At 74.6% G+C, this 20231-nt stretch carries 15 protein-coding genes; 6 read left to right on the forward strand and 9 right to left on the reverse strand.

Annotated elements, in window-relative coordinates:
• Window positions 1–3: 3 nt before the first annotated feature.
• Window positions 4–3171, forward strand: a complete 3168-nt coding sequence (locus ABZ806_RS15980) for a family 78 glycoside hydrolase catalytic domain (protein WP_500218033.1) — start codon at window positions 4–6, stop codon at window positions 3169–3171.
• A 53-nt stretch (window positions 3172–3224) separates the two neighbouring features.
• Window positions 3225–3692: a MarR family winged helix-turn-helix transcriptional regulator gene (locus ABZ806_RS15985; RefSeq protein ID WP_500218034.1), complete on the forward strand. Its 468-nt coding sequence runs from the start codon at window positions 3225–3227 to the stop codon at window positions 3690–3692.
• A gap of 344 nt (window positions 3693–4036) precedes the next feature.
• Here ABZ806_RS15985 and ABZ806_RS15990 read toward each other — a convergent pair whose 3' ends face one another.
• Entirely contained in the window at window positions 4037–4873 is an 837-nt protein-coding gene (locus ABZ806_RS15990; RefSeq protein ID WP_500218035.1) for an SAM-dependent methyltransferase, read from the reverse strand.
• Between the two features lie 92 nt (window positions 4874–4965).
• Here ABZ806_RS15990 and ABZ806_RS15995 point away from each other — a divergent pair, with 92 nt between their 5' ends.
• Complete coding sequence (locus tag ABZ806_RS15995) at window positions 4966–5184, forward strand: hypothetical protein (protein ID WP_500218036.1); 219 nt, start codon at window positions 4966–4968, stop codon at window positions 5182–5184.
• 48 nt (window positions 5185–5232) lie between these two features.
• Window positions 5233–6174 carry a ribokinase gene (locus ABZ806_RS16000; protein WP_500218037.1) on the forward strand — a complete coding sequence of 314 codons (942 nt, stop codon included), beginning with the start codon at window positions 5233–5235 and terminating at the stop codon, window positions 6172–6174.
• Here ABZ806_RS16000 and ABZ806_RS16005 read toward each other — a convergent pair.
• On the reverse strand, window positions 6171–6599 hold the full coding sequence (locus ABZ806_RS16005) for a PH domain-containing protein (RefSeq protein ID WP_500218038.1): 429 nt from the start codon (window positions 6597–6599) through the stop codon (window positions 6171–6173). The two genes, ABZ806_RS16000 and ABZ806_RS16005, sit on opposite strands and share 4 nt — an antisense overlap.
• Window positions 6600–6674: 75 nt before the next feature.
• Between ABZ806_RS16005 and ABZ806_RS16010 the strand changes: the two genes are divergently transcribed.
• Window positions 6675–7604, forward strand: a complete 930-nt coding sequence (locus ABZ806_RS16010; RefSeq protein ID WP_500218039.1) for a Ppx/GppA family phosphatase — start codon at window positions 6675–6677, stop codon at window positions 7602–7604.
• A 36-nt stretch (window positions 7605–7640) separates the two neighbouring features.
• Here the strand turns inward: ABZ806_RS16010 and ABZ806_RS16015 are convergent, their stop codons facing one another.
• The 6 genes from ABZ806_RS16015 to imuA' form a co-directional block, all read right to left on the reverse strand.
• The gene (locus ABZ806_RS16015; RefSeq protein ID WP_500218040.1) at window positions 7641–9716 is read right to left on the reverse strand and encodes a protein kinase domain-containing protein; all 2076 of its coding nucleotides are present in this window, start codon (window positions 9714–9716) and stop codon (window positions 7641–7643) included.
• Between the two features lie 161 nt (window positions 9717–9877).
• Window positions 9878–10894, reverse strand: coding sequence for an RNA-guided endonuclease InsQ/TnpB family protein (locus ABZ806_RS16020; RefSeq protein WP_500218041.1), 1017 nt, complete (start codon window positions 10892–10894; stop codon window positions 9878–9880).
• Window positions 10878–11327, reverse strand: a complete 450-nt coding sequence (gene tnpA, locus ABZ806_RS16025; protein ID WP_500218042.1) for an IS200/IS605 family transposase — start codon at window positions 11325–11327, stop codon at window positions 10878–10880. The genes ABZ806_RS16020 and tnpA overlap by 17 nt, the downstream gene beginning before the upstream one ends.
• Window positions 11328–11424: 97 nt before the next feature.
• Window positions 11425–14712 carry an error-prone DNA polymerase gene (locus ABZ806_RS16030; protein ID WP_500218043.1) on the reverse strand — a complete coding sequence of 1096 codons (3288 nt, stop codon included), beginning with the start codon at window positions 14710–14712 and terminating at the stop codon, window positions 11425–11427.
• The gene (locus ABZ806_RS16035) at window positions 14705–16216 is read right to left on the reverse strand and encodes a DNA polymerase Y family protein (RefSeq protein WP_500218044.1); all 1512 of its coding nucleotides are present in this window, start codon (window positions 16214–16216) and stop codon (window positions 14705–14707) included. The genes ABZ806_RS16030 and ABZ806_RS16035 overlap by 8 nt, the downstream gene beginning before the upstream one ends.
• Window positions 16213–16971, reverse strand: a complete 759-nt coding sequence (gene imuA', locus ABZ806_RS16040; RefSeq protein WP_500218045.1) for a DnaE2-dependent mutagenesis accessory factor ImuA' — start codon at window positions 16969–16971, stop codon at window positions 16213–16215. The genes ABZ806_RS16035 and imuA' overlap by 4 nt, the downstream gene beginning before the upstream one ends.
• A gap of 148 nt (window positions 16972–17119) precedes the next feature.
• Here imuA' and mtnA point away from each other — a divergent pair, with 148 nt between their 5' ends.
• Complete coding sequence (gene mtnA, locus ABZ806_RS16045) at window positions 17120–18148, forward strand: S-methyl-5-thioribose-1-phosphate isomerase (RefSeq protein WP_500218046.1); 1029 nt, start codon at window positions 17120–17122, stop codon at window positions 18146–18148.
• On the opposite strand, the gene ABZ806_RS16050 is transcribed toward mtnA, so the two are convergent.
• Window positions 18138–20216, reverse strand: coding sequence for a M28 family peptidase (locus ABZ806_RS16050; protein ID WP_500218047.1), 2079 nt, complete (start codon window positions 20214–20216; stop codon window positions 18138–18140). The two genes, mtnA and ABZ806_RS16050, sit on opposite strands and share 11 nt — an antisense overlap.
• Window positions 20217–20231: the final 15 nt, after the last annotated feature.

Here is a 20231-nt window from a genome sequence, read left to right on the forward strand (position 1 = left end):
GGGATGAGCAGGCGGCACTTCCTCGGGGCGTCGGCGGCCGGTGTGACGGGCGCGGTCGTCCTCGGCTCGCCCGGCGCCGCCTCGGCGGCACCACCGGCGGCGCGCACACCGTCCGGGCTGCTGACGTCGCTGCTGCCGGACGCGCTCGGCGTCACGGCGCCCAGGCCGAGGCTGAGCTGGCAGGTCGCCGACCTCGGCCCCGGCACGGAGCAGACGCACTACCAGGTCCAGTTCGCCACCACCCCGGCCCGGCTGGAGCACGGGCCGCGCCACTGGGACAGCGGCCGGGTCGCGTCCGCCGCGTCGGTCGCCGTGGCCTACGGCGGCCCGGGACTGGCGCCGCAGACCGCGTACTGGTGGCGCGTCCGGACGTTCGACGGCCACCGGCCGTCCCGCTGGTCCGAGCCCGCCCTGCTCGCCACGGGCGTCGCCGGCTGGACGGCCGAACCGGTCTGGGTCCCGGCCGCCCCGGCGCCGGGTGACGGGGTCCTCGCGGCCCGCGTGCGGATCACCTCGGTCGCGGCGAGCCTGTGGTTCCGCGCGTCCGGGACGAGCGCGAACTACCTGTGGCAGCTCCGCGCCGGGACGCCCGGTGTGCTGAAGAAGCACGTCTGCGTCAACGGCGCCTACCGGGTGCTGGAGGAGAAGCGCCTCCCCATCCCCGTGGAGACGGGCCGCTGGTACGACGTGACCGTCGAGATGGCGGGCTCCACGTTCACGACGTCCATCGACGGAACCGAGGTCGACACCACGACCGACGCCACGTATCGCACCGGCACGGTCGGGATGCGCAACGGTTCCACCGAGGCGAACGTGTGGGACCGCGTCACCTTCACCGCCGCCGACGGCGCGACCGTCATCGACGACGACTTCACCAGTGGCCGGGGCACGTTCAACGCCGGAACGGTCGCGGACGGTGCGCTGACGCTCGGCAAGGGCCAGTCGACGCTGTCGTCGGCGGGGTCGGCCGATGACGACTGGGCGCTGCTGCGCACCGAGTTCACTCCGAGGCGCGAGCGCATCGCGGCGGCGATCCTGCACGTCGCCGCCCAGTCGCCGTCGCCGATCCGGCAGTATCCGGCGAAGGTCTGGGTCAACGGCGAGGTGGCCGGTTTCGCGTCCATGCGCGGCGGGGCGGGCGCGCCGCGCTACCACTCCTACGACATCACGGAGGCGCTGCGCCCGGGACGGCGCAACGCGCTGGCCGCCCTGGCGTTCACCACCGAGGACAAGCGCTTCCTCGCGCAACTCGTCATCACCTACGCCGACGGGTCGACCACCACCGTCGGCAGCGGCCCGGGATGGAAGGCGCGCCGCCAGGCCGGGCTCCTGCCCGACGGCGGGACGGTCGGGTCCGGATACTACGTCGGCCCCCAGGAGTACTGGGACATGCGGCGGGAACCAGTCGGATGGACGCGCCCCGGATTCGACGACTCCCGGTGGGCGCCGGCCGCGGTGAAGGCGGCCATCGACGGGCTGGAGCCCGCGCTGATCGAGCCGGTCGGGCTGTACGACGTGCGGCCGGCGTCCGTCCGGAGGGTCGCGCCCGGGACCTGGCTCGTCGACCTCGGACGGGAGATCGCGGGCGGCCTGCGGTTGTCGGTGCGCGGCAGGGCGGGGCAGACCGTCGAGGTCCGGCTCGGCGAGGAGCTGAACGGCGACGGGACGGTCCGGTACGCGCTCCGCGCCGGCATCACCTACCAGGAGACCTGGACGCTCCGCGACGGACGCCAGACCATCGAGCACTGGGGCTACCGCGGCTTCCGCTACGCGCAGCTCGTCTGCGACGACGACCTCGACCTTTCGGAGGCCGTCACCGGACGCGCCTGGCGGGCCGCCTGGCGCGACTCCGACGCGTCGTTCTCCAGCTCCAGCCGCGACCTCGACCGCGTGTACGAGCTGTGCCGGTACTCGATCGAGGCGACGCGCGGCGACCTCTACATCGACACGCCGACCCGCGAACGCGGCCCCTACGAGGGTGACGCGCTCATCAACCAGGCGTCGGAGTACGGGGTGCAGCGCTCGTTCGCGCTGGCCCGCGCGTCCGACGCGTACCTGGCGCGCAACCACACCTGGCCGACCGAGTACCGGCTGATGAACGTCATGTCGGCCTGGGAGGACTACCTGCACACCGGCGACCCCGGGCAGCTCGCCGCCGACTACGACATCCTCGCGGCCAAGCACCTGACGAGGTATCTCGGCGACGACGGGCTCGTCCACAAGGACCCCGGGTCGTCCAGCCGCGACCTCGGCGACCTGGTCGACTGGCCGGTGTCCAACCGCGACGGCTACGTGTTCACCGACGTCAACACCGTCGTGAACGCGTGCCAGTACGCCGCGTTCGCCGCCATGGCGAAGATCGCCGCCGTCCTCGGCAAGACCGGCGACGCGAAGACGTGGCAGGGGTACGCCGACAGGCTGGCCGCCGCGATGCGCGAGAAGCTCCTCGACGCGTCCAGCGGGCGGTTCGCCGACGGCATCGGAACCACCCACAGCGCGCAGCACGCGACCGCGTACCCGGTCGCGCTCGGCGTCGCGGGCCCCGGCACGGTCCCCGACCCCGTCCTCCGCGCCCTGGGCGCGACCCTGGCCGGCGGCGGGATGAAGGTCAGCGTCTACGGCGCGCAGTTCCTGCTGGACGCCCTGTTCGCGACCGGCCGGGCCGAGGCCGCGATCGGCCTGATGACGGCCGCTGGCATGAACTCCTGGCTGCACATGATGGACGACCTCGGCGCGACCATCGTGGCCGAGGCATGGGACCCGTCCCTCAAGTCCAACATGACGTTCTCGCACGCCTGGGGTTCGGCGCCCGCCAATGCCATCCCGCGCCACGTCCTCGGCGTGCGGGTCACCGCGCCGGGCGCCGCCGGGATCGAGATCCGGCCCCGCCCCGGCGGCCTGGCCCGGATGAGGGGCCGCGTCCCCACGATCCGCGGCCCGGTCTCCGTCGCGCTGAACCGGGAGGAGCGCTACCGCCTCGACGTGGACGTGCCGCCCAACACGTCCGCGCGCATCGTCGTCGAGCTGGGCGACGGCGACCCGCGCGCCCTCCGCGTCACCGGACCCCACGCCCGCGCGCCCCGCACCACGGGCCGGGACGCGACCGGCCGGCTCCTCACCATCGGCCCGGTCGGCTCCGGCCGCACCACGGTGATCGGGAGGGAGGCGTAGTGGTGCCGGGGGCGGCCTGACGTGCGGGCGCGGCCCCTGTATGGTCAATGTTCGTGACTAACGTGCAGGCGGAGGGCAGGGGGCGGGAGCCCGATCTCGGGATGCTGGCGGGCCGGCTGATGCGGGGACTGCAGGAGGAGCTGTTCGAGCGGCTCGCCGAGCAGGGGCATCCGGACGTCCGGCCCCGGCACGGCACCGTGCTGGCCTTCCTGGACGCCGAGGGGATGCGCGCCACCGAGCTGTCGGCCCGGTCGGGCCAGCACAAGCAGATCGTCGGCACGATCGTGGACGAGCTGGCCGGGCTCGGGTACGTCCGCCGCGAACCCGACCCCGCCGACCGCCGCGCCAAGCTGGTCGTGCCCACCGAGCACGGCCTGGACGAGATCGCCAAGGCCCGCGCCATCCTCGCCGCCATCGAGGCCCGCCACCGCCGGACGCTCGGCGGCGAGCGGTACACCGCCTTCAAGGACGCCTTCCAGCAGATCACCCGCGACCAGAGCGCCTGGCGGGGACAGCCGTAGTTTCGGCCGAAACCGCCTATCCGGACCGAAGCCGGACCGAGTGCGCCCTTGGTGCGGCTTCCCCAAGAGCGAGCCGGCCCTGGTGAACGACCCGCGGCTCACCCGCGCCGCCCGCGCGCTCGCGGAGCCGGCGGGCTTCGCGGTCGCCTTGACCCGCACGTCGGTGTTCTTCTGCAGCGCGTTGAACACCGGAGTGCGCGTCGAGGATCTGCCGGACGCCGCGGTGGAACTCGCCGCGGGCGCGGCGCAGCTCCCGGTGCCCGAGGCTGAGCAGGCCGTCCAGCAGGCGGCGCGGTCCCGCTTACCGCGGCATCGTCGGCGTGTTTCTAGGGCATGTGGCTCGTTCAGCGGCCGGTACCGGCCGCTTTCCCGGTGGACGGCGGGCGCAGTTCGGCCGTGCCGACCAGGCCGGCGAACTGCTCGCCGTCCGGGTCCGTGTCGCCCAGCCAGGCGCGGGGGCCGGTGAGGCCCGGCGGCAGCAGCTCGAACCCGTCGAAGAAGCGGCGGATCTCCGCGCTCGGGCGGGCGCCGAGCCGCGCGCTCGCGCCCTCGTAGACCCGCTCGGCCCGCGCCATCTGCTCGGGGAACGCGTCCGAGGCCAGGTGCGACAGGATCAGCCGGCTGCCGGGCGCCAGCACGTCCCGGTAGCGGGCGACCAGCGCGTGCGGGCCGTCGGCGTCGGCCACGAAGTGCAGCACCGACACCAGCAGCACCGCCACCGGCGCGGAGAAGTCGATCATGTCGCGGACGGCGGGCTGGCCGAGCACGTCGTCCGGGCGGCGCAGGTCGGCCTCGGCGAACCCCACGTTCGCGGTGCCCGCGAGGAGGGCCCGGCCGTGCGCGCAGACGACGGGGTCGTGGTCGACGTAGACGGTTCGCGCCTCCGGGGCCGCGGTCGCCGCGGCCTCGTGCACGTTCTCCCGCGTCGGCAGCCCCGAGCCGAGGTCGAGGAACTGGCGGACGCCGGCCTCGGCGGCGCCGCGCACCGCCGCCTGCAGGAACGCCCGGTTGAGGCGGACGCCGCGCACGACCCGCCCGCCGGAGATCTCCACGACGCGCTCGGCGGCCTCCCGGTCGGCGGCGAAGTTGTCCTTGCCGCCGAGCCAGTAGTCGTACATGCGCGCCACGTTGGGGGAGGCGGTGTCGAGGCCGGCGGTGGACCCGTCCGAGAAGTCGGTCACCGGGTCATGATCGTGCCACCGGCCGCGTGCGGGCAACACGAACGCCGAACCCGGACGCACTACGCAACGTGAGTGCACGTAACGTTCCGTGCATGGGGGATGATCGGGGGAGCTGGACGGGCCCCGGCGGGCTGCGCGTGACGGCGGTGCGGCTGACGGGCGCGCACCGGGTTCTGGCGGATCACGCGGGCGTGCGCGGGGACGGCGCGTTCCTGGTGACGCGGGGAGGGAGGCTGGTCGGACGCGGCTACTACCCGTCGGTGGAGGAACTCGCCGAGGTCGTCGACCTGGCCGAACTGGAACCGGTGTGACCGGGCGCGGTTGCGGAACCCGCCGCCGCACGTGTAGTGGGTGGGACCGTGGGTGAGCGCTGGGACGTCGTCGTGGTCGGGTCGGTCAACGCGGATCTGGTGGTCGGTGTCGACCGGCGGCCCGCGCCGGGGGAGACCGTCCTCGGCTCCGACCTCGCCGTCCATCCGGGCGGCAAGGGCGCCAACCAGGCGGTCGCGGCGGCGCGGCTCGGCGGCCGGGCCGCGATCGTCGGGCGGGTCGGCGACGACGGGCACGGCGCGCTGCTGCGCGGCGCGCTCGCCGCGGCCGGCGTGGACCTCGCCCACCTGGCCACGACGCCCGGGGTGCCGACCGGCGTCGCGCTGATCACGGTCGGCCCGGACGGCGACAACAGCATCATCGTCTCGCCCGGCGCCAACGCCCGGCTCGGCCCGGCCGACATCGCCGCCGCCCGCGCGATGATCGCCGGGGCGGCCGTCGTGTCGTTCCAGCTGGAGGTGCCGCTGCCCGCCGTGGCGGCCGCCGCCCGCGCCGCGGCCGGCGCCGGCGGGCGCGTCGTGCTCAACCTGTCGCCGCCCGCGCCCGTCCCGGACGCCCTGCTCGCCCGCTGCGACCCCCTGGTCGTCAACGAGCACGAGGCCGCGTTCCTGCTGGGCGGCGCCCGCGGCGACCCCCGCGGCGGTGCCCGCGGGACGGCCGCGGCGCTGGCGGAGTCGGGGCCCCGCTCCGTCGTCGTCACGCTCGGCGCCGGCGGCGTCGTGGTCGCCGACGGTGCGGGCACGACGGCGATCCCGTCCCCGCGGACCGAGGCGGTCGACACGACCGGCGCCGGCGACGCCTTCACCGCCGCGCTCTGCCTGCGCCTCGCCCGCGGCGACGCGCTGCGCGACGCCGCCCGGTACGCGACCCGGGCGGGCGCCGCGGCCGTCCGGGGGCGCGGCGCGCAGAGCTCCTTCCCGACCGAGGACGAGCTACCGGACGAGCTTCCGGACGAGCCCCCGGAGGGCTAGCGGTTCGTGCGGGCGCGCAGCCGGTACAGCTCGTCGGCCACGTCGTGGACGTCGGCGCCGAGGTCGAACGCGCTGAGCAGGTGCAGGTCGTCGGTGGTCTCGATCTCCAGCATCCGGGTGTTCAGCGTGAGCCGGCGCCGCTCGTCCACCCGGATCGTCCGCACCTCGTCCCAGCCGATGTGGTGGTGCCCCGCGTAGCCGGACACGACCGTGAGCCCGTCCCCGTCGGCGGCGAGCCGGACCGGGGCGACCAGGTCGCGCAGCGCGAGCGCGTTCAGCCCGAGCGCCGCGGCCGCCGCGAGGAGCAGGAACTGGGGGTCGTGGCTGTAGAGGACGATGAGCGCCGTGACGGCCGCCGCCGCGGCGCACTTGACCGCCACGTGACCTGGCGGTACACGCCATCGCCGCTGTGATCCCGGGTCCATGCCCGCCACCGTAGCCGGTACCGGCACCGGACGGCGCCCGGACCGCGCCGGAGGCCGTCGGGTAGCGTCACGCACATGCGACTCGGCGTGCTGGACGTGGGCTCGAACACCGTGCACCTGCTGGTGGTCGACGCCCACCGGGGGGCCCGGCCCCTGCCCGCATACTCCCACAAGGCCGAACTCCGGCTCGCCACCCACCTCGACGGCTCCGACCGCCTGTCGGAGGAGGGCGAGACGCTGCTGCGCGACTTCGTCGACGAGGCGCTGCGGGTCGCCGAGGACAAGGGCGTGGAGGACCTGGTCGCGTTCGCGACCTCCGCCGTCCGCGACGCCGCCAACGGCGAGGACGTCCTCGCCCGCATCCGGGACGGCCGCTCGATCGACATCCGCGCGCTGTCCGGCGAGGAGGAGGCGCGGCTGACGTTCCTCGCCGTCCGCCGCTGGTTCGGCTGGTCGTCGGGGCGGCTGCTCGTGGTGGACATCGGCGGCGGCTCGCTGGAGATCGCGACCGGCATCGACGAGGAGCCGGACGTGGCGATCTCGCTGCCGCTCGGCGCGGGCCGGCTCACCCGCGACCGGTTCACCGCCGACCCGCCGCCGCCCGAGGAGATCCGCGACCTGCGCCGGCACGTCCGGGCGGAGATCGCGCGGCACGTCGGGGACGTCGCCCGCTACGGGCCCGCCGACCACGCGGTGGCCACGTCCAAGACGTTCAAGCAGCTCGCCCGGATCGCCGGCGCCGCGCCGACCGCCGATGGACCGTACCAGCGCCGCAGCCTGGGCGACACCGACGTGACCGACTGGGCGGACAAGCTCGCCCCGATGCCGTCGGCGGAGCGCGCCGAGCTGCCCGGCGTGTCGGAGAGCCGCGCCCAGCAGCTGCTCGCGGGCGCGATCGTCGCGGACGCCGCGATGGACCTGTTCCAGCTCACCGAGCTGGAGATCTGCCCGTGGGCGCTGCGCGAGGGCGTCATCCTGCGCCGCCTCGACATGATCACCGGCTAGCGGCCGCGCCGCCCGGCCGGCACCCGCCGAAGCCGGTCAGGACCAGTCCGGGTGGCCGAGGACGAGGCCCCCGGGGGTGAGGACGCGGTCGCCGGTGCCGTCCGCCCGGACGGCGTGGATCACCGGGTCGGCGACGTCGCCGCGCACGTAGCACAGCCAGCGGCCGTCGCTGGACCAGGCCGGGTCCATGTCGTCGTCGGTGCCTGTGGTGACCGCGCGCAGCCCCGTCCCGTCCGCGTTCACGACCCAGATCGTGCTGTGCTCGTCGGGCCCCCGGGTGAAGGCGATCTTCGAGCCGTCGGGGGACCATTCGGGGTCGACCGACCGCACCCCGTCCGTCGTCACCCGCGTCCACGCGGACCCGGCGCTGCCCGGATCCATCGTGTAGATCTGCTCGGTGCCGTCGCGCCTGCTCCAGAAGACGAGCCGGCCGGCGGACGACCACATCGGGTCGTCCTTGAACGAGTCGTCGGTGGTGAGCTGGGTGACCGAGTGGCCGTCGAGGGTGGTGGTGAAGATCTGCCGCACGCCGTCCTTCTGCGCCATGAACGCGAGGCGGGTGCCGTCGGGGGACCAGGACACCCGGCTGCCGCGCTGGACGTCGGCGACCTTGCGGGCACCGCCGCCGTCGGCGTTCACCACCCACGCCTCGGCGGACTTGGCGCTCTGCCGGGTGAACGCGATGCTCTTCCCGTCCGGTGACCGCTCGGGCAGCATGTCGCAGTGCGGCCCGCCGACGAGCGTCTTCGCGGAGGCTTCGCCGGGCGTGTAGAGGCCGAGGTCGGCATGGCACTGCTTCGGCCAGCCCGGCGCCGTGTCGATGCGGACGACCATCGGCGCGGACGGGAACCCGGTGGCCGTGTTCTGCGCCTTCCCGGACGGCCGGCCGAAGTAGTAGATCCCGCCCGCGACGGCCCCGGCGGCGAGCACCGCCGCCGCCGCCGCGGACGCGACGAGCGCGGCGCGGCGGGACGGGCCGGAGCGCGCCGCCCGTCCGCCCGGCGCCGTCGGAAGCACGGGCGGCGGCACCGCGTACTCCCGCTCGGTCGGCTGCTCGTACACCGGTCGGGTTACCGGCTCCGACGGCACAGGCTGCGGCGTCGCCGGCTGCTGCTGCTGCGTGCGTTGCTGTTGCCCGCGTTGCTTTTGCCTGCTTTGCTGCGGGACGGGTTGCTGCGGCGTGGGTGGGGGTGAGGTGGAGACGTCGCGGGACGTGGTGCCCGGGTCGTCGGCGGGCGGGGACGTCCACGATTCGCCCAGTTCGGTCGTCACGGCGGCCTCGCCGCCGCCGCCGACCAGGGCGAGCAGCAGGTCGCGGGCGCTCGGCCGGGCACCGGGGTCCTTGCGCAGCGCCGCCTGGACGAGCCCGGACAGCGACGGCGGCAGGTCCCCGACCTCCGGTTCGGCGTGCACGGCGCGGGCCGCGAGCAGCTGGAACGAGCCCTGCCCGAACGGGTTGCGGCCGTTCGCCGCGTACGCGACCAGGCAGCCCCAGGCGAACACGTCCACGGCCGTGGTGACCTGCTGCGTGGTGATCTGCTCGGGCGCGATCCAGCCGGGCGTCCCGACGACCTGCCCGGTCCGGGTGTGGGAGGAGACCATGTCGAGCGCCCGCGCGATCCCGAAGTCGATCACCCGGGGGCCGGAGATGGACAGCAGGACGTTGCTCGGCTTGAGGTCGCGGTGCACCAGCCCGGCGCTGTGGATGGCGACGAGCGCGGCGGCGACGCCGACCGCGACGCCGTGCAGCATCCCGGGCGACAGCGCGCCGTTCTCGGCGACGTGGTCCAGCAGCGACGGCCCGTCGATGTACTCGGTCACCATGTAGGCGAGGCCGAGGTCCTCGCCGTGTTCGAGGACCTGCGCGGTGCAGAACGACGCGACCCGCTGCGCGTTGGCGGCCTCGTCGTGGAACCGGGCCAGGAACGTCCGGTCGCCGGCCAGCTCGGCGCGGACCACCTTCACCGCCACGGGACGCCCGTCCTCGCCGCGGCCGAGGTAGACGGCGCCCATCCCGCCCTCGCCGATCTTGGCCTCGATCCGGTACCGGCCGATCCGGGTGGGGTCGTCCGGCCGCAGCTCGCGCAGGGAGGAGGCTCGCGGCCCGTCCATGGGGATCACCTTTTCTCCGCGAGCCGCGTCTTGGCGGCCGCCCCCACGGCGGCACGCGGCCCCAGCTTTTCCTTACGATGACAGAGGGCGGCCCCAGGTTCTAGCGTCCGCGGATCAGTCACTCCTCCCCTGATAAATCCGGAGGCTTCTCCTGTCGGTGGCTAGGCCACGTCGGGAAGGACCAGCCCGGCCCTGAGCGCTACGTTCCAGGCGCCCACACGGTCAGCGTGGGCGATGTGCCCGCACACGGTGCACTGGAACTTTTCGCCGTTGCGGTTCTCGCCGGCCACGTGCCCGCATTCGGGGCAGGTGCGGGAGGTGTTGCGAGGGTCCACGGCGATCAATACACGACCGGCGCTTTCAGCCTTGTGCGCGAGGATGCCCAGGAACACCCCCCAACCCGCGTCAAGGATGCTTCGATTGAGCCCGGCCTTTGAGGCGGCGCCGTTCGCAAGGAACGCGCCCGGCTGTTCGGGGTCAGGCTTCGGCTTGGGTGCGCGGACCATGTTCGCAATGCTCAGGCGCTCGTGCCCGATCCGGTCGTGGTCGCGGACCAGCGCCAGCGCGGTCTTGTGCGCGTGGTCAGTGCGCTGCCTGCGTATCTTGCGGTGCAGCTTGGCGACCTTCTCCGACGCTCGGCGGTGCTTGGCCGTACGGTTCTCCCGCTTCCGGCGCGGGAACGCCTTGAGTGCCCGCTGCGCTTCGGCCAAGGCTTCGGCGTTGCGCTTTCCGTGCCGGGGGTTGGCCACGTGGGTGCCCTCGGACGTGGTGAGAAAGTGATTGACGCCCATGTCGATGCCGGTTACGGCGCCGGTGGGGGGTAGCGGTTCGGCGGGCACGTGGTCGCAGGCGAGGACCGCACGGTGCCGGTGCACACGGACGTGCCCGACACCTTGGAAGCGGACTCGGGTCACCGGGTCGTGCGGGGTGGAGTCCCAGCGGCAGCCGTCGCCGTCCTTGGGGAAGTCCACCGTGTCGAACCAGTTCACTCCCCGGAAGCGGGGATAGCCCGGCTTCTCTCCGGCCTTCTTGATGCTCGTCTTCGAGATGTGCCGGTAGGCATCGCGGCGTTCTTGCAACGCGCCGTTGTACAGGGAGCAGTGATCCCGCAGCATCTCTTCGAGTGCCTGGCGCTGACGGGCGGTGGGGCGCAGGAGGAACTTATACGCGCGGTGCACGCTTGGCCTCTTTCGCCTTATGCCCCTTAATCCGGGGGCGTTCCCACTGGGTGCTGATGTACTTCTCCACCGTGTCCGCCGAGACGGCGCCTACCGAGGCGACAAAGAAGGACGACGACCACAGGGTGGGCATCCGCGACTTCAGATGCGGGAACTCCTCCCGCAGCACACGCGAGGTGAACCCCTTGAACTGGTTGGCGACGTAGGAGGCGGAAGACTTCGGCCCGTGCTTGACGAACACGTGGATGTGATCCGGCGTCACCTCAAGGGTGATGATCTCCCAGCCCTTCTCGGTGGCCTTCTGCTCGATCAGCTCTCGCAGCCGGACCGCGACGCGTCCACCCAGAACCTGGCGGCGATATTTCGGGCACCACACCACATGCAGCCCCAAGTCATGCACGCCACCGGAGTACCGGCGAACCTTGCGCGTCACAAGGCCAACGTGCAGACTCACGGAGGCGGCCGAGGTCAGAGCAGCCCAGGGAAGCGATTCCCCCACGCCCAAAGGCGCGGCTCCCCCCGCTTACTAGTCAATGGAAATTGCGGGACTTGACGCGGCCGGGGACGGGGAGCCGGCGCAGCCGGGTCGCGCGGACGTTCGCGACGCCGTCGGCGCGCTCCAGCCGCCCGCCGACCAGCAGCGCCTGCGCGTCGACGGCGAGGCCCCGGTGCCGCTGGAACACCTGCGGCGGGCACACCACGTTGATGATCCCGGTCTCGTCCTCCAGCGTCATGAACACGATGCCGCCGGCGGTCGGGGGCCGCTGCCGGTGCGTGACGAGCCCGGCGACGACGACGTTGGTCTCGCCCGGTGTGGCGGCGAGCCGCGCGGACGACAGGGCGCCCAGCTCGTCGAGGGCCTCCCGGACGTGCGCGACGGGATGGACGCGGGAGACGCCGGTCGCCCACAGGTCGGCGAGGGTCTCCTCGATCGGCGTCATCGCGGGCAGCGCCGGCGCCGCCGCGCCCGGCGTCACGCTCTCCAGCTGCCCCGGCCCGGAACCGGCCAGCGCGCCCGCCGCCCACAGCGCCGCGCGCCGCGACAGGCCGAGCCCGTCGAACGCGCCCGCCGTCGCGAGCGCCTCCAGCGCTCCGCCCGACAGCGGCACGCGCCGGGCGAGGTCCTCCATGCTCGCGTAGGGACGTCCCGCCGCGATCGCCTCCGCCGCCTCGTCGCCCAGGTTCCGGATACCGGACAAGCCGAGCCGGATCGCCGGCTGGGGCTCGCCCGGCGCGTGCGGATGGTCGGAGACGACCTCGATGGCCTCCTCAAGGGTGGGGTGGACGTCGCTGGCGTTGATGTCCACACCCCTGACCACGACACCGTGGTGCCTGGCGTCCGAAAGAAGACTCTGCGGGCTGTAGAAGCCCATCGGCTGGTTCCGCACCAGGGCGGCGGTGAACGCGGCCGGATAGTGGCGCTTCAGGTAGGCGCTCGCGTAGACGAGGTGGGCGAAGCTCTGCGCGTGCGACTCGGGGAACCCGAACCCGGTGAAGCCGAGGATCTTCTCGTAGACGCTCTCCGCGATGTCGGACGGGATGCCGCGCCCGGCCATCCCGTCCAGCAGCCGGCGCCGCAGCCGCTCCACCCGCTCGGGGGCGCGCTTGGCGCCCATCGCCTGCCGGAGCTGGTCGGACTCCGCCGGCGTGAACCCGGCGCAGTCGACGGCGAGCTGCATCATCTGCTCCTGGAACAGCGGCACGCCGAGCGTCCGGGCGAGCGCGGGCTCCATCAGCGGATGCGGGCACACGGCGGGCTCCTCGCCCTTGCGGCGCCGCAGGTAGGGGTGGACGGACCCGCCCTGGATCGGCCCCGGCCGGATCAGCGCCACCTCCACCACCAGGTCGTAGAACTCCCGCGGCCGCAGCCGCGGCAGCGTCGCCATCTGCGCCCGCGACTCCACCTGGAACACCCCGACCGTGTCGGCGTCGCACAGCATGTCGTAGACCAGGGTGTCGTCCGGCGGGACGGACTGCAGGTCGTAGCGGCGGCCGTGGTGCTCGTCCACCAGGTCGAAGCAGTCGTGCAGCGCGGCGAGCATGCCGAGGCCGAGCAGGTCGAACTTCACCAGGCCGGCCGCCGCGCAGTCGTCCTTGTCCCACTGCAGGACGCTGCGGCCCGCCATCGCCGCCCACTCGATCGGGCAGATCTCCCCGACCGGCCGGTCGGCGATCACCATGCCGCCGGAGTGGATGCCGAGGTGCCGGGGCAGCTTCAGCATCCGGTCGGCCAGGTCGAGCACCGGCGCCGGGATGCCGGACTCCGGCCCGACCGGGTCGCGCGGGTCGATGCCCTTGGACCAGGCGTCCTGCTGGCCGGGGGAGAAGCCGAGCGCGCGGGCCGCGTCCCGGACGGCCATCCGCGGCCGGTAGCTGATGACGTTGGCGACCTGCGCCGTGCACTCCCGCCCGTACTTGGCGTAGACGTACTGGATGGCCTCCTCCCGGCGCCTGTGCTCGATGTCGAGGTCGATGTCGGGCGGCCCGTCCCGCCCGGGGGACAGGAACCGCTCGAACAGCAGCCCGTGCCGGACGGCGTCCACGCCCGTGATGCCGAGCGCGTAGCAGACCGCCGAGTTCGCCGCCGAGCCGCGCCCCTGGCAGAGGATGCCCGCGCGCCGGCAGAACTCGACGATGTCGTGGACGATCAGGAAGTAGCCGGGGAAGCGCAGCTGCTCGATGACGTCCAGCTCCTTGGCGATCTGCGCGTACGCGCCCGGCTCCCGCTCCCGCTCGGGCGGCCCGTACCGCTGGAGCGCGCCCTCCTGCACCAGGTGCCGCAGCCAGGTCGCCTCGGTGTGCCCGTCCGGGACGGGCCAGTCGGGCAGCCGGGGCGCGACCACGTCGAACCCGAACAGGCATTCGCGCGCGAGCGCGACGGTCCGCTCCCGGACGCCGCGGAACCGCGCCAGCCGCCGCGCCATCTCGGCGCCGGACCGCAGGTGCGCGGTGCCACCCGCCGGGAGCCAGCCGGCCATGTCGTCCAGGCCGCGGCGCGCGCGGACGGCGGCGAGCGCCTGCGCCAGCCGCGCGTCCGCCCCCGGCGCCGCGAAGTGCACGTTGTTGGACGCGACGACGTCGACGCCGACGCGTCCTGCCAGCGCGAAGAGGGCGTCGTTGCGGAGGTCGTCGTCCGGCTGGTCGTGGTCGATCAGCTCGACGAACACGTTGCCGCGGCCGAACATGGCGATCAGGTTCCGCAACTCGCGCTCGGCCGCGTCCGGGCCGCCCGCCTCCAGCGCCGCCGGGACCGGGCCCTTCCGGCAGCCGGTCAGCACCGCCCAGTGGCCGTCGTGCGCACCGGCCAGGGCGTCCAGGTCGTAGACGGGACGGCCCTTGCGCCCGCCCGCGAGCTGCGCCGACGTGATCGCCGAGCACAGCCGCGCGTACCCCTGGGCGCCGCGCGCCAGGACCAGCAGATGCCGCCCCGCCGGGTCGGGCTCCCCGGTCTGCGGGCCCGGCAGGCCGAGGCTCAACTCCGCGCCGAACACCGTCCCGATCCCGGCGTCGTGCGCGGCCTGCGCGAACTGCACCGCCCCGTACATGCCGTCGTGGTCGGTGACCGCCATCGCCTCCACGCCGAGCCGCGCCGCCTCCGCGACGAGCGACGCGGGGTCGCTGGCCCCGTCCAGGAAGCTGAACGACGAGTGGACGTGCAGCTCCGCCCACGGCACCTCGCCGTCGGCGCGGCGCGGCACCTCGGGTTCCGCTTGCGGTTCCGCCGGCGGCGGCTCGTCGGGCGCCCGCTCAGTCTTCCGCCACGACAGCCGCTCCTCGAACTCCCGCCACGAGATCGGCGGGTTGTGCCAGTTAGTCATAGACGGCCTCGACGTGCCATCGGCCGCCCTCGACGGCGAGGAGGTAGGCGGCGCCGTCGTCGGTGGTGACCTGGAACCGCGCCCGGCGCCGCGCCGCGTCCGCGTCCCACCAGCGCTCGTCGGCGGGCCACGGGCCCGTCCAGCCCGTCACGGCCGCGCGGCGGCCGCGGAGCACGAGCGCGGCGGGCGGCGCCGACACCTCGCAGCGCGCCGACACCACCACCGTCGCACCGGAGGCGTCGACCAGCTCGGCGGAGGGCGGCGCCCCGGGGACGACCGCCGGCGCCGGCCCCGTCACCCGTCCGGGCCACGGCTCCTCGGCCGGGCCGGACGGAGCCAGATCGCCGACCGGCACCCGGACGATCCGCTCACCGGGCCCGCGGCCGCCGACGAGCACCGGCCGGGTGATCCCGCGATGCCCGAGCAGCGCCTGGACGCGGTCGGCGGCCCGCGCGATCCGGTCGGTGACGGCCGTCCGGCCCCACAGCGACTCCTGGCGCCCCGCGTCCGGGACGATCTGGTCGGGCGCCAGCTCCAGCCATGTCACACCGCCCCAGACGGCCTCGTCCCCGGCCCCCTGCCGGGCCGACAGCTGCCACCGCACCCGCTCGGCGACCGCCAGCGCCGACAGGCCCTCGTGCCGCCACAGCCGCCGCAGCACCTGCCCGTCGGCGAACCCGGCCGCGACCTCCAGCCGGACGCACGCCAGCCCGCCCGCCGCGAGGCCCTCGTGCAGCTCGACCGCGAGCCGCTTCGCCGCGAACACCACCCGCTCGGCCTGCTCGGCGGGCGGGTCGAAGTCGCCGCGCACCGACAGGTCCACCGCGCCCCGGACGGGCGCGAGCGGCCGCGGCTCCTCGCCGCGCGCCAGCCGGTGCGCGAGGGCGCCGTCCGGTCCGAACCGCCCGGCGACGTGCCCGGACGGCAGCGCCGCGAAGTCGCCGAGCGTCCTGATCCCGAGGCGCCGCAGCAGGTCGGCCAGCTCCGGGCGATCGAGCACCGACAGGGGGTAGGGCGCGAGGAACGCCGCCGCGCCGCCCTCCGGCACCACCACGCCGCCGTCCCCGGACCGCGCGGCCAGCTCCGCCGCGAACAGCCCGTCCGCGACGCCGGAACCGCAGTCGTGCCCCGCCTCGACGACCGCGTCCTGCACCAGGACGCGCAGCGCCTCCTCGCCGCCGTAGAAGCGGGCCGGCCCGCGCGCCGCGATCGCGCACAGCCCCGGCCGCACGACCTCGACGCGCGGCGTCAGCTCCGCGACGGCCGCCACGACCTCCTCGAACAGCCGCCCCTCGGCGTCCGGCTCGCGGTCCCGGACGACCAGGTCGGGGCAGCGCCGCTGCGCGTCCCGGAGCCGCTGCCCGCGCCGCACCCCCGCCGCGCGCGCCGCCGCCGAGCACGCCGCGATCCGGCCCTGCGCGACCACGGCCCCGGCCGCCGCCGCGTCGATCCCGACGGCGGTGACCGGCCAGTCCGGGCACCACGCGACCAGTACCCGCGTCATGCGATTCCCTCCTCCTCCGCCACCCGCACCAGCGGCGGAACACCGGACGGCCGGGGATGCACGGGCCCGCCGGCGGACACCAGCTCCAGGGGCCGGCGCACGGTCTCGTCCGGCCTGACCGTGCCGTCGGCGGCGGGCAGCCACAGGCGGGCGCTGCGACCGGCACCGGGGGCGTCGCGGCCCTCGGCGGTGACCTGGACGCGCCGTCCGGTCAGCCGCCCGTGGCCGTCGCCGAGACCGTCCCAGGCGGCCTCGTCCAGCCGCAGGCGCAGCCGGGTGCCCGGCCAGTCGCGGGCGAACGCGCCGGTCAGCGCCAGGACGCAGCCGTGCTTGCGGGCCAGTGCCGACAGCCGCCGGACGGCGGCGGCGCCCGGCCGCTCCGGCGGGCACAGCAGGATCAGCTCGACGGCCTCGGCGAGGGCGGCGACCACGTCCGGCCACCGGTCGCCCGGGGCGTCGACGAGGAGGAGGCGCTCCGGGGACGCGCCCATCCCGGCGGCGGCGAGCACGCCGAAGCCGGGGACGCCGACGACGCCGCACCAGCCGCCGGTGCCGTCCGTACCGCCGTGCCGGGACACGCCCGCGACGAGCGCGAGGCCGAGGGACGCGGCGCCGAGCCCGCCGAGCCCGACGACCGAGCCGGGCCGCAGGCCCCCGCCGGGCAGGACGGGCCGCAGCGCGGGCAGCACGGGTACGGTCTCCCGGGGTGCCGAGTCCAGCACCGCCGAGAGCTCGCGCAGCGCGGCCTCCGGCACCCTCGCCCTCCTCTCTCACGTCCCCTGCACAATTTCGAACACAAGTTCGACCTGTGTCAAGTTATCGCAGGTCACGCAGCGGAGTCGCAGCGGGTGGAACGCCCGGTGGCGTGGGGGTTCGGGGAATTTTGCGGGCATTATTGGTCGTATGACGAGCGACGTACGGACCCTGGAGTGGACGGGCGACGGGCTGCTCCTGCTGGATCAGACCGTCCTGCCGTGGCGCGTCGAGTACGTCGTGGCGCGCGACGTCGGCACGCTGGTGGACGCGATCCGGCGGCTGGTCGTGCGCGGAGCCCCCGCGCTGGGCGTCGCGGGTGCGTTCGGCGTCGCCATCGCCGTCCTGGAGGCGGCCCGCGAGGGATGGGACGACGCGGCGCGCGACGCCGCGATCGCACGGATCCGCGAAGCCCGGCCCACGGCCGTGAACCTGGCGGCCGGCGTCGACCGCGTCCTGCCCTTCGCCGGCAAGGGCGCCGACGCGGTGGCGGCCGAGGCGCAGGCGCTCCTGGACGAGGACGTCCGCGGCAACCGCGCCATCGGCGCCTTCGGCGCCGGCTGGATCCTGGACCGCGCGGGCGACCGGCCCCTGCGCGTCCTCACGCACTGCAACGCCGGCGCGCTCGCCACCGCAGGCTGGGGGACCGCGCTCGGCGTCGTCCGGGAACTGCACCGGCGGGGCCGCGTCGAGATGGTCTACGCCGACGAGACCCGCCCGCTGCTGCAGGGCGCGCGGCTCACCGCCTGGGAACTCGACCGGGCCGGCATCCCGTGCGTCGTCCAGGCGGACGGCGCCGCGCCCAGCACGATCCTGCGCGGCCTCGCCGACGTCGCCGTCATCGGCGCCGACCGGATCGCCGCCAACGGCGACACCGCCAACAAGATCGGTTCGGTGGGCGTGGCGCTGGCCTGCCACGCCGCCGGGATCCCCCTCGTCGTCGCCGCGCCGTGGAGCACCGTCGACCTGGCCCTTCCCGACGGCGCCGGCGTCCCCATCGAGGAGCGTCCCGCCGACGAGGTGCTGACCTGGGGCGGCGCGAGGACCGCCCCCGAGGGGGTGGGCGCGTTCAACCCCGCGTTCGACGTCACGCCCGCCCGCCTCGTGACCGCGCTGGTCACCGAGACGGGCGTGCTGGAGGTGTCGGCGGGCGCGACACCCGGCGGCGTCAGGGGCTGAGGGTGCGGGTCGCGGCGCGCAGGCTCGCGTACAGCCGCGCCTCGTACGCCTTCGCCGCCCGGACGTCGTGGTCGGTGAACAGCGCGTCATTCAGCGCGGGAAGCCGCTGCGTGGCATACCCGGTATCGATGCCGGGCGCGTAGATCTGGTGCCGGTACCAGGGACGGCCCGGAAGCCCGGCCGATGTCAGCAGGTCCCGCTCGGTCTGCATGATCTTGCCGTTGAGGCGGCGGAACGCGGCCGTGTCGCCCCTGCGGAGCGCCTCGTCCGCGCGTGCCCGCAGCGCCTCGGCGGCACGCCGCCACGCGTTCGCCTGCGCGATGTCGCGCGAGACGTCCACCACGACGGAACCGAGCCGCTTGCGCTGCTCGGCCGTGAAGTCGTCCAGGTACCGGGCCGTCTCCACCGCGTACGGGCGGTACTTCAGCGCGATGACGTCGGCGTTCGCCAGCCGCAGCACCGCGATGCCGACCAGCCGCGACATCGCCGCGTGGTACTCCCAGCCCGGGTCGCCGAAGTGCGACATCCAGTAGAAGTCGTCGCAGGCGCAGTGGTAGTTCCCGGAGCTGCCCGTCGAGGACGAGCCCAGGTCCATCGCGGGGACCCCGTACCGCTGGAAGAACGCCTGGAAGTCCGAGCCGCCGCCGATCCGGTCGATCGGCGTCCCGCCGTCGTTCTGCGCCTTCCACGCCTCGTACAGCGTCCCGTCCGTGCCGGGCCAGGGCACTTCCTTGGACGCGTCGATGACGGACTGGTCCAGCGCGGGCGTCGCCGCGGCGCCGAAGTCCGAGCCTCCGGCACCGTCCATGTTCACGTAGGCGACCGCGTTGCGTAGCCGGTCCGCGCGCTGCTCGGCGTACTCGGTCGAGCCGAACAGCCCGTACTCCTCACCGTCCCAGGTGGCCAGGACGATGGTCCGCTTGGGCCGCCACCCCTTCTTGAGGAGCCTGCCCAGCGCGCGCCCTACCTGGAGCACGTTCTCCGCGCCGGACAGGTTGTCGCCGCTGCCGTACGCCCACGCGTCATGGTGCGCGCCGAGGATGACCTCCTGCCCGGGGTGCTCGCTGCCGGGGATGCGCACGGTGACGTCCCACAGCGGACGCACCCGGAACGTGTTCTGCAGATCGAGGTGCGCCTTCGTGCCGCCCGGCCCGATCCGGTAGGTGAACGGCAGGCCGCCCTGCCAGTCCTTCGGGGCCTCCGCACCGGTGAGCGAGCGCAGCAGCGGCTCGGCCGCGCCGTAGGAGATCGGCGCCGTCGGAATGAGCCCCTTCAGCATCGGCGCCTGCGACGGCGGGATGCGATGCGCGCCCTTCACCGCCGGCCAGCCGGGCGTCTGCGGGTCGCCGGCCGCGAGCTGGATCTGCGCGATGCTGCCGCGCTGGATGCCGTCCGGGGCCCGCCACGGCCCGTCCGGGTACACCGGGCCGCGCCCGTACCCGTCGTCGGCGGGGTCGGAGTAGATCAGCACGCCCTTCGCGCCGCGCCTGGCGGCCTCGCGCGGCTTGATGCCCCGGAACACCGACCCGTACCGGACGAGCACGATCCTGCCCTTGACCGAGACGCCGTTCCTCGCGAGCAGCTCGAAGTCCTCCGGTCGTCCGTAGTTGGCGTACACGACCTCGCCCCGGACGTCCCCGGACGGCGAGAAGCTGTTGTGCGCCGGGATGACCCCGTCGTAGTGCTTCTGCCAGGGCCTCTTCTTCTCCTTGACCGGCAGGTCGCGGTACCTGGGCGCGGTCATCTCGACCTTCACGCGCCGCGGCATGGACAGGTACGCGTAGTACGTCCGGATCTCGGGTTTGAGCCCGTACGACCGGAGATGCCGGACGATGCGCTGCACGCGATGCCGGTCGCCGGTCGTCGCGGCCAGCCCCGGCTCGGCCGACAGCTCGGCGTCCAGCGCGCGGGCCGCCTTCGCGGACGGCACGGCGCCGAACAGCCTCTCGTACTGCCGCTGCCATGCGGCGTGCGCGTCGGTGAAGCCCGCGATCGGTTCGTGCCCGGCGGGGGACGAGGCCGCGGCGGGGGCGGCGGCCATGGTGAGTGCGAGGGCGGGGGCGCTCAACGCCGCCATTGCCCT

Origin of the sequence: Spirillospora sp. NPDC047418 (assembly GCF_040643275.1) — a bacterium.
Lineage (GTDB): Bacteria > Actinomycetota > Actinomycetes > Streptosporangiales > Streptosporangiaceae > Spirillospora.

Excerpts from the sequence above, each read along its gene's own strand:
- mtnA (WP_500218046.1), top strand. The coding sequence starts at position 17,120 with ATGACGAGCGACGTACGGACCCTGGAGTGGACGGGCGACGGGCTGCTC.
- ABZ806_RS16005 (WP_500218038.1), bottom strand. The coding sequence starts at position 6,599 with ATGGACCCGGGATCACAGCGGCGATGGCGTGTACCGCCAGGTCACGTG.
- ABZ806_RS16015 (WP_500218040.1), bottom strand. The coding sequence starts at position 9,716 with ATGGACGGGCCGCGAGCCTCCTCCCTGCGCGAGCTGCGGCCGGACGAC.
- ABZ806_RS15995 (WP_500218036.1), top strand. The coding sequence starts at position 4,966 with ATGGGGGATGATCGGGGGAGCTGGACGGGCCCCGGCGGGCTGCGCGTG.
- ABZ806_RS16035 (WP_500218044.1), bottom strand. The coding sequence starts at position 16,216 with ATGACGCGGGTACTGGTCGCGTGGTGCCCGGACTGGCCGGTCACCGCC.
- ABZ806_RS16030 (WP_500218043.1), bottom strand. The coding sequence starts at position 14,712 with ATGACTAACTGGCACAACCCGCCGATCTCGTGGCGGGAGTTCGAGGAG.
- ABZ806_RS15980 (WP_500218033.1), top strand. The coding sequence starts at position 4 with ATGAGCAGGCGGCACTTCCTCGGGGCGTCGGCGGCCGGTGTGACGGGC.
- ABZ806_RS16010 (WP_500218039.1), top strand. The coding sequence starts at position 6,675 with ATGCGACTCGGCGTGCTGGACGTGGGCTCGAACACCGTGCACCTGCTG.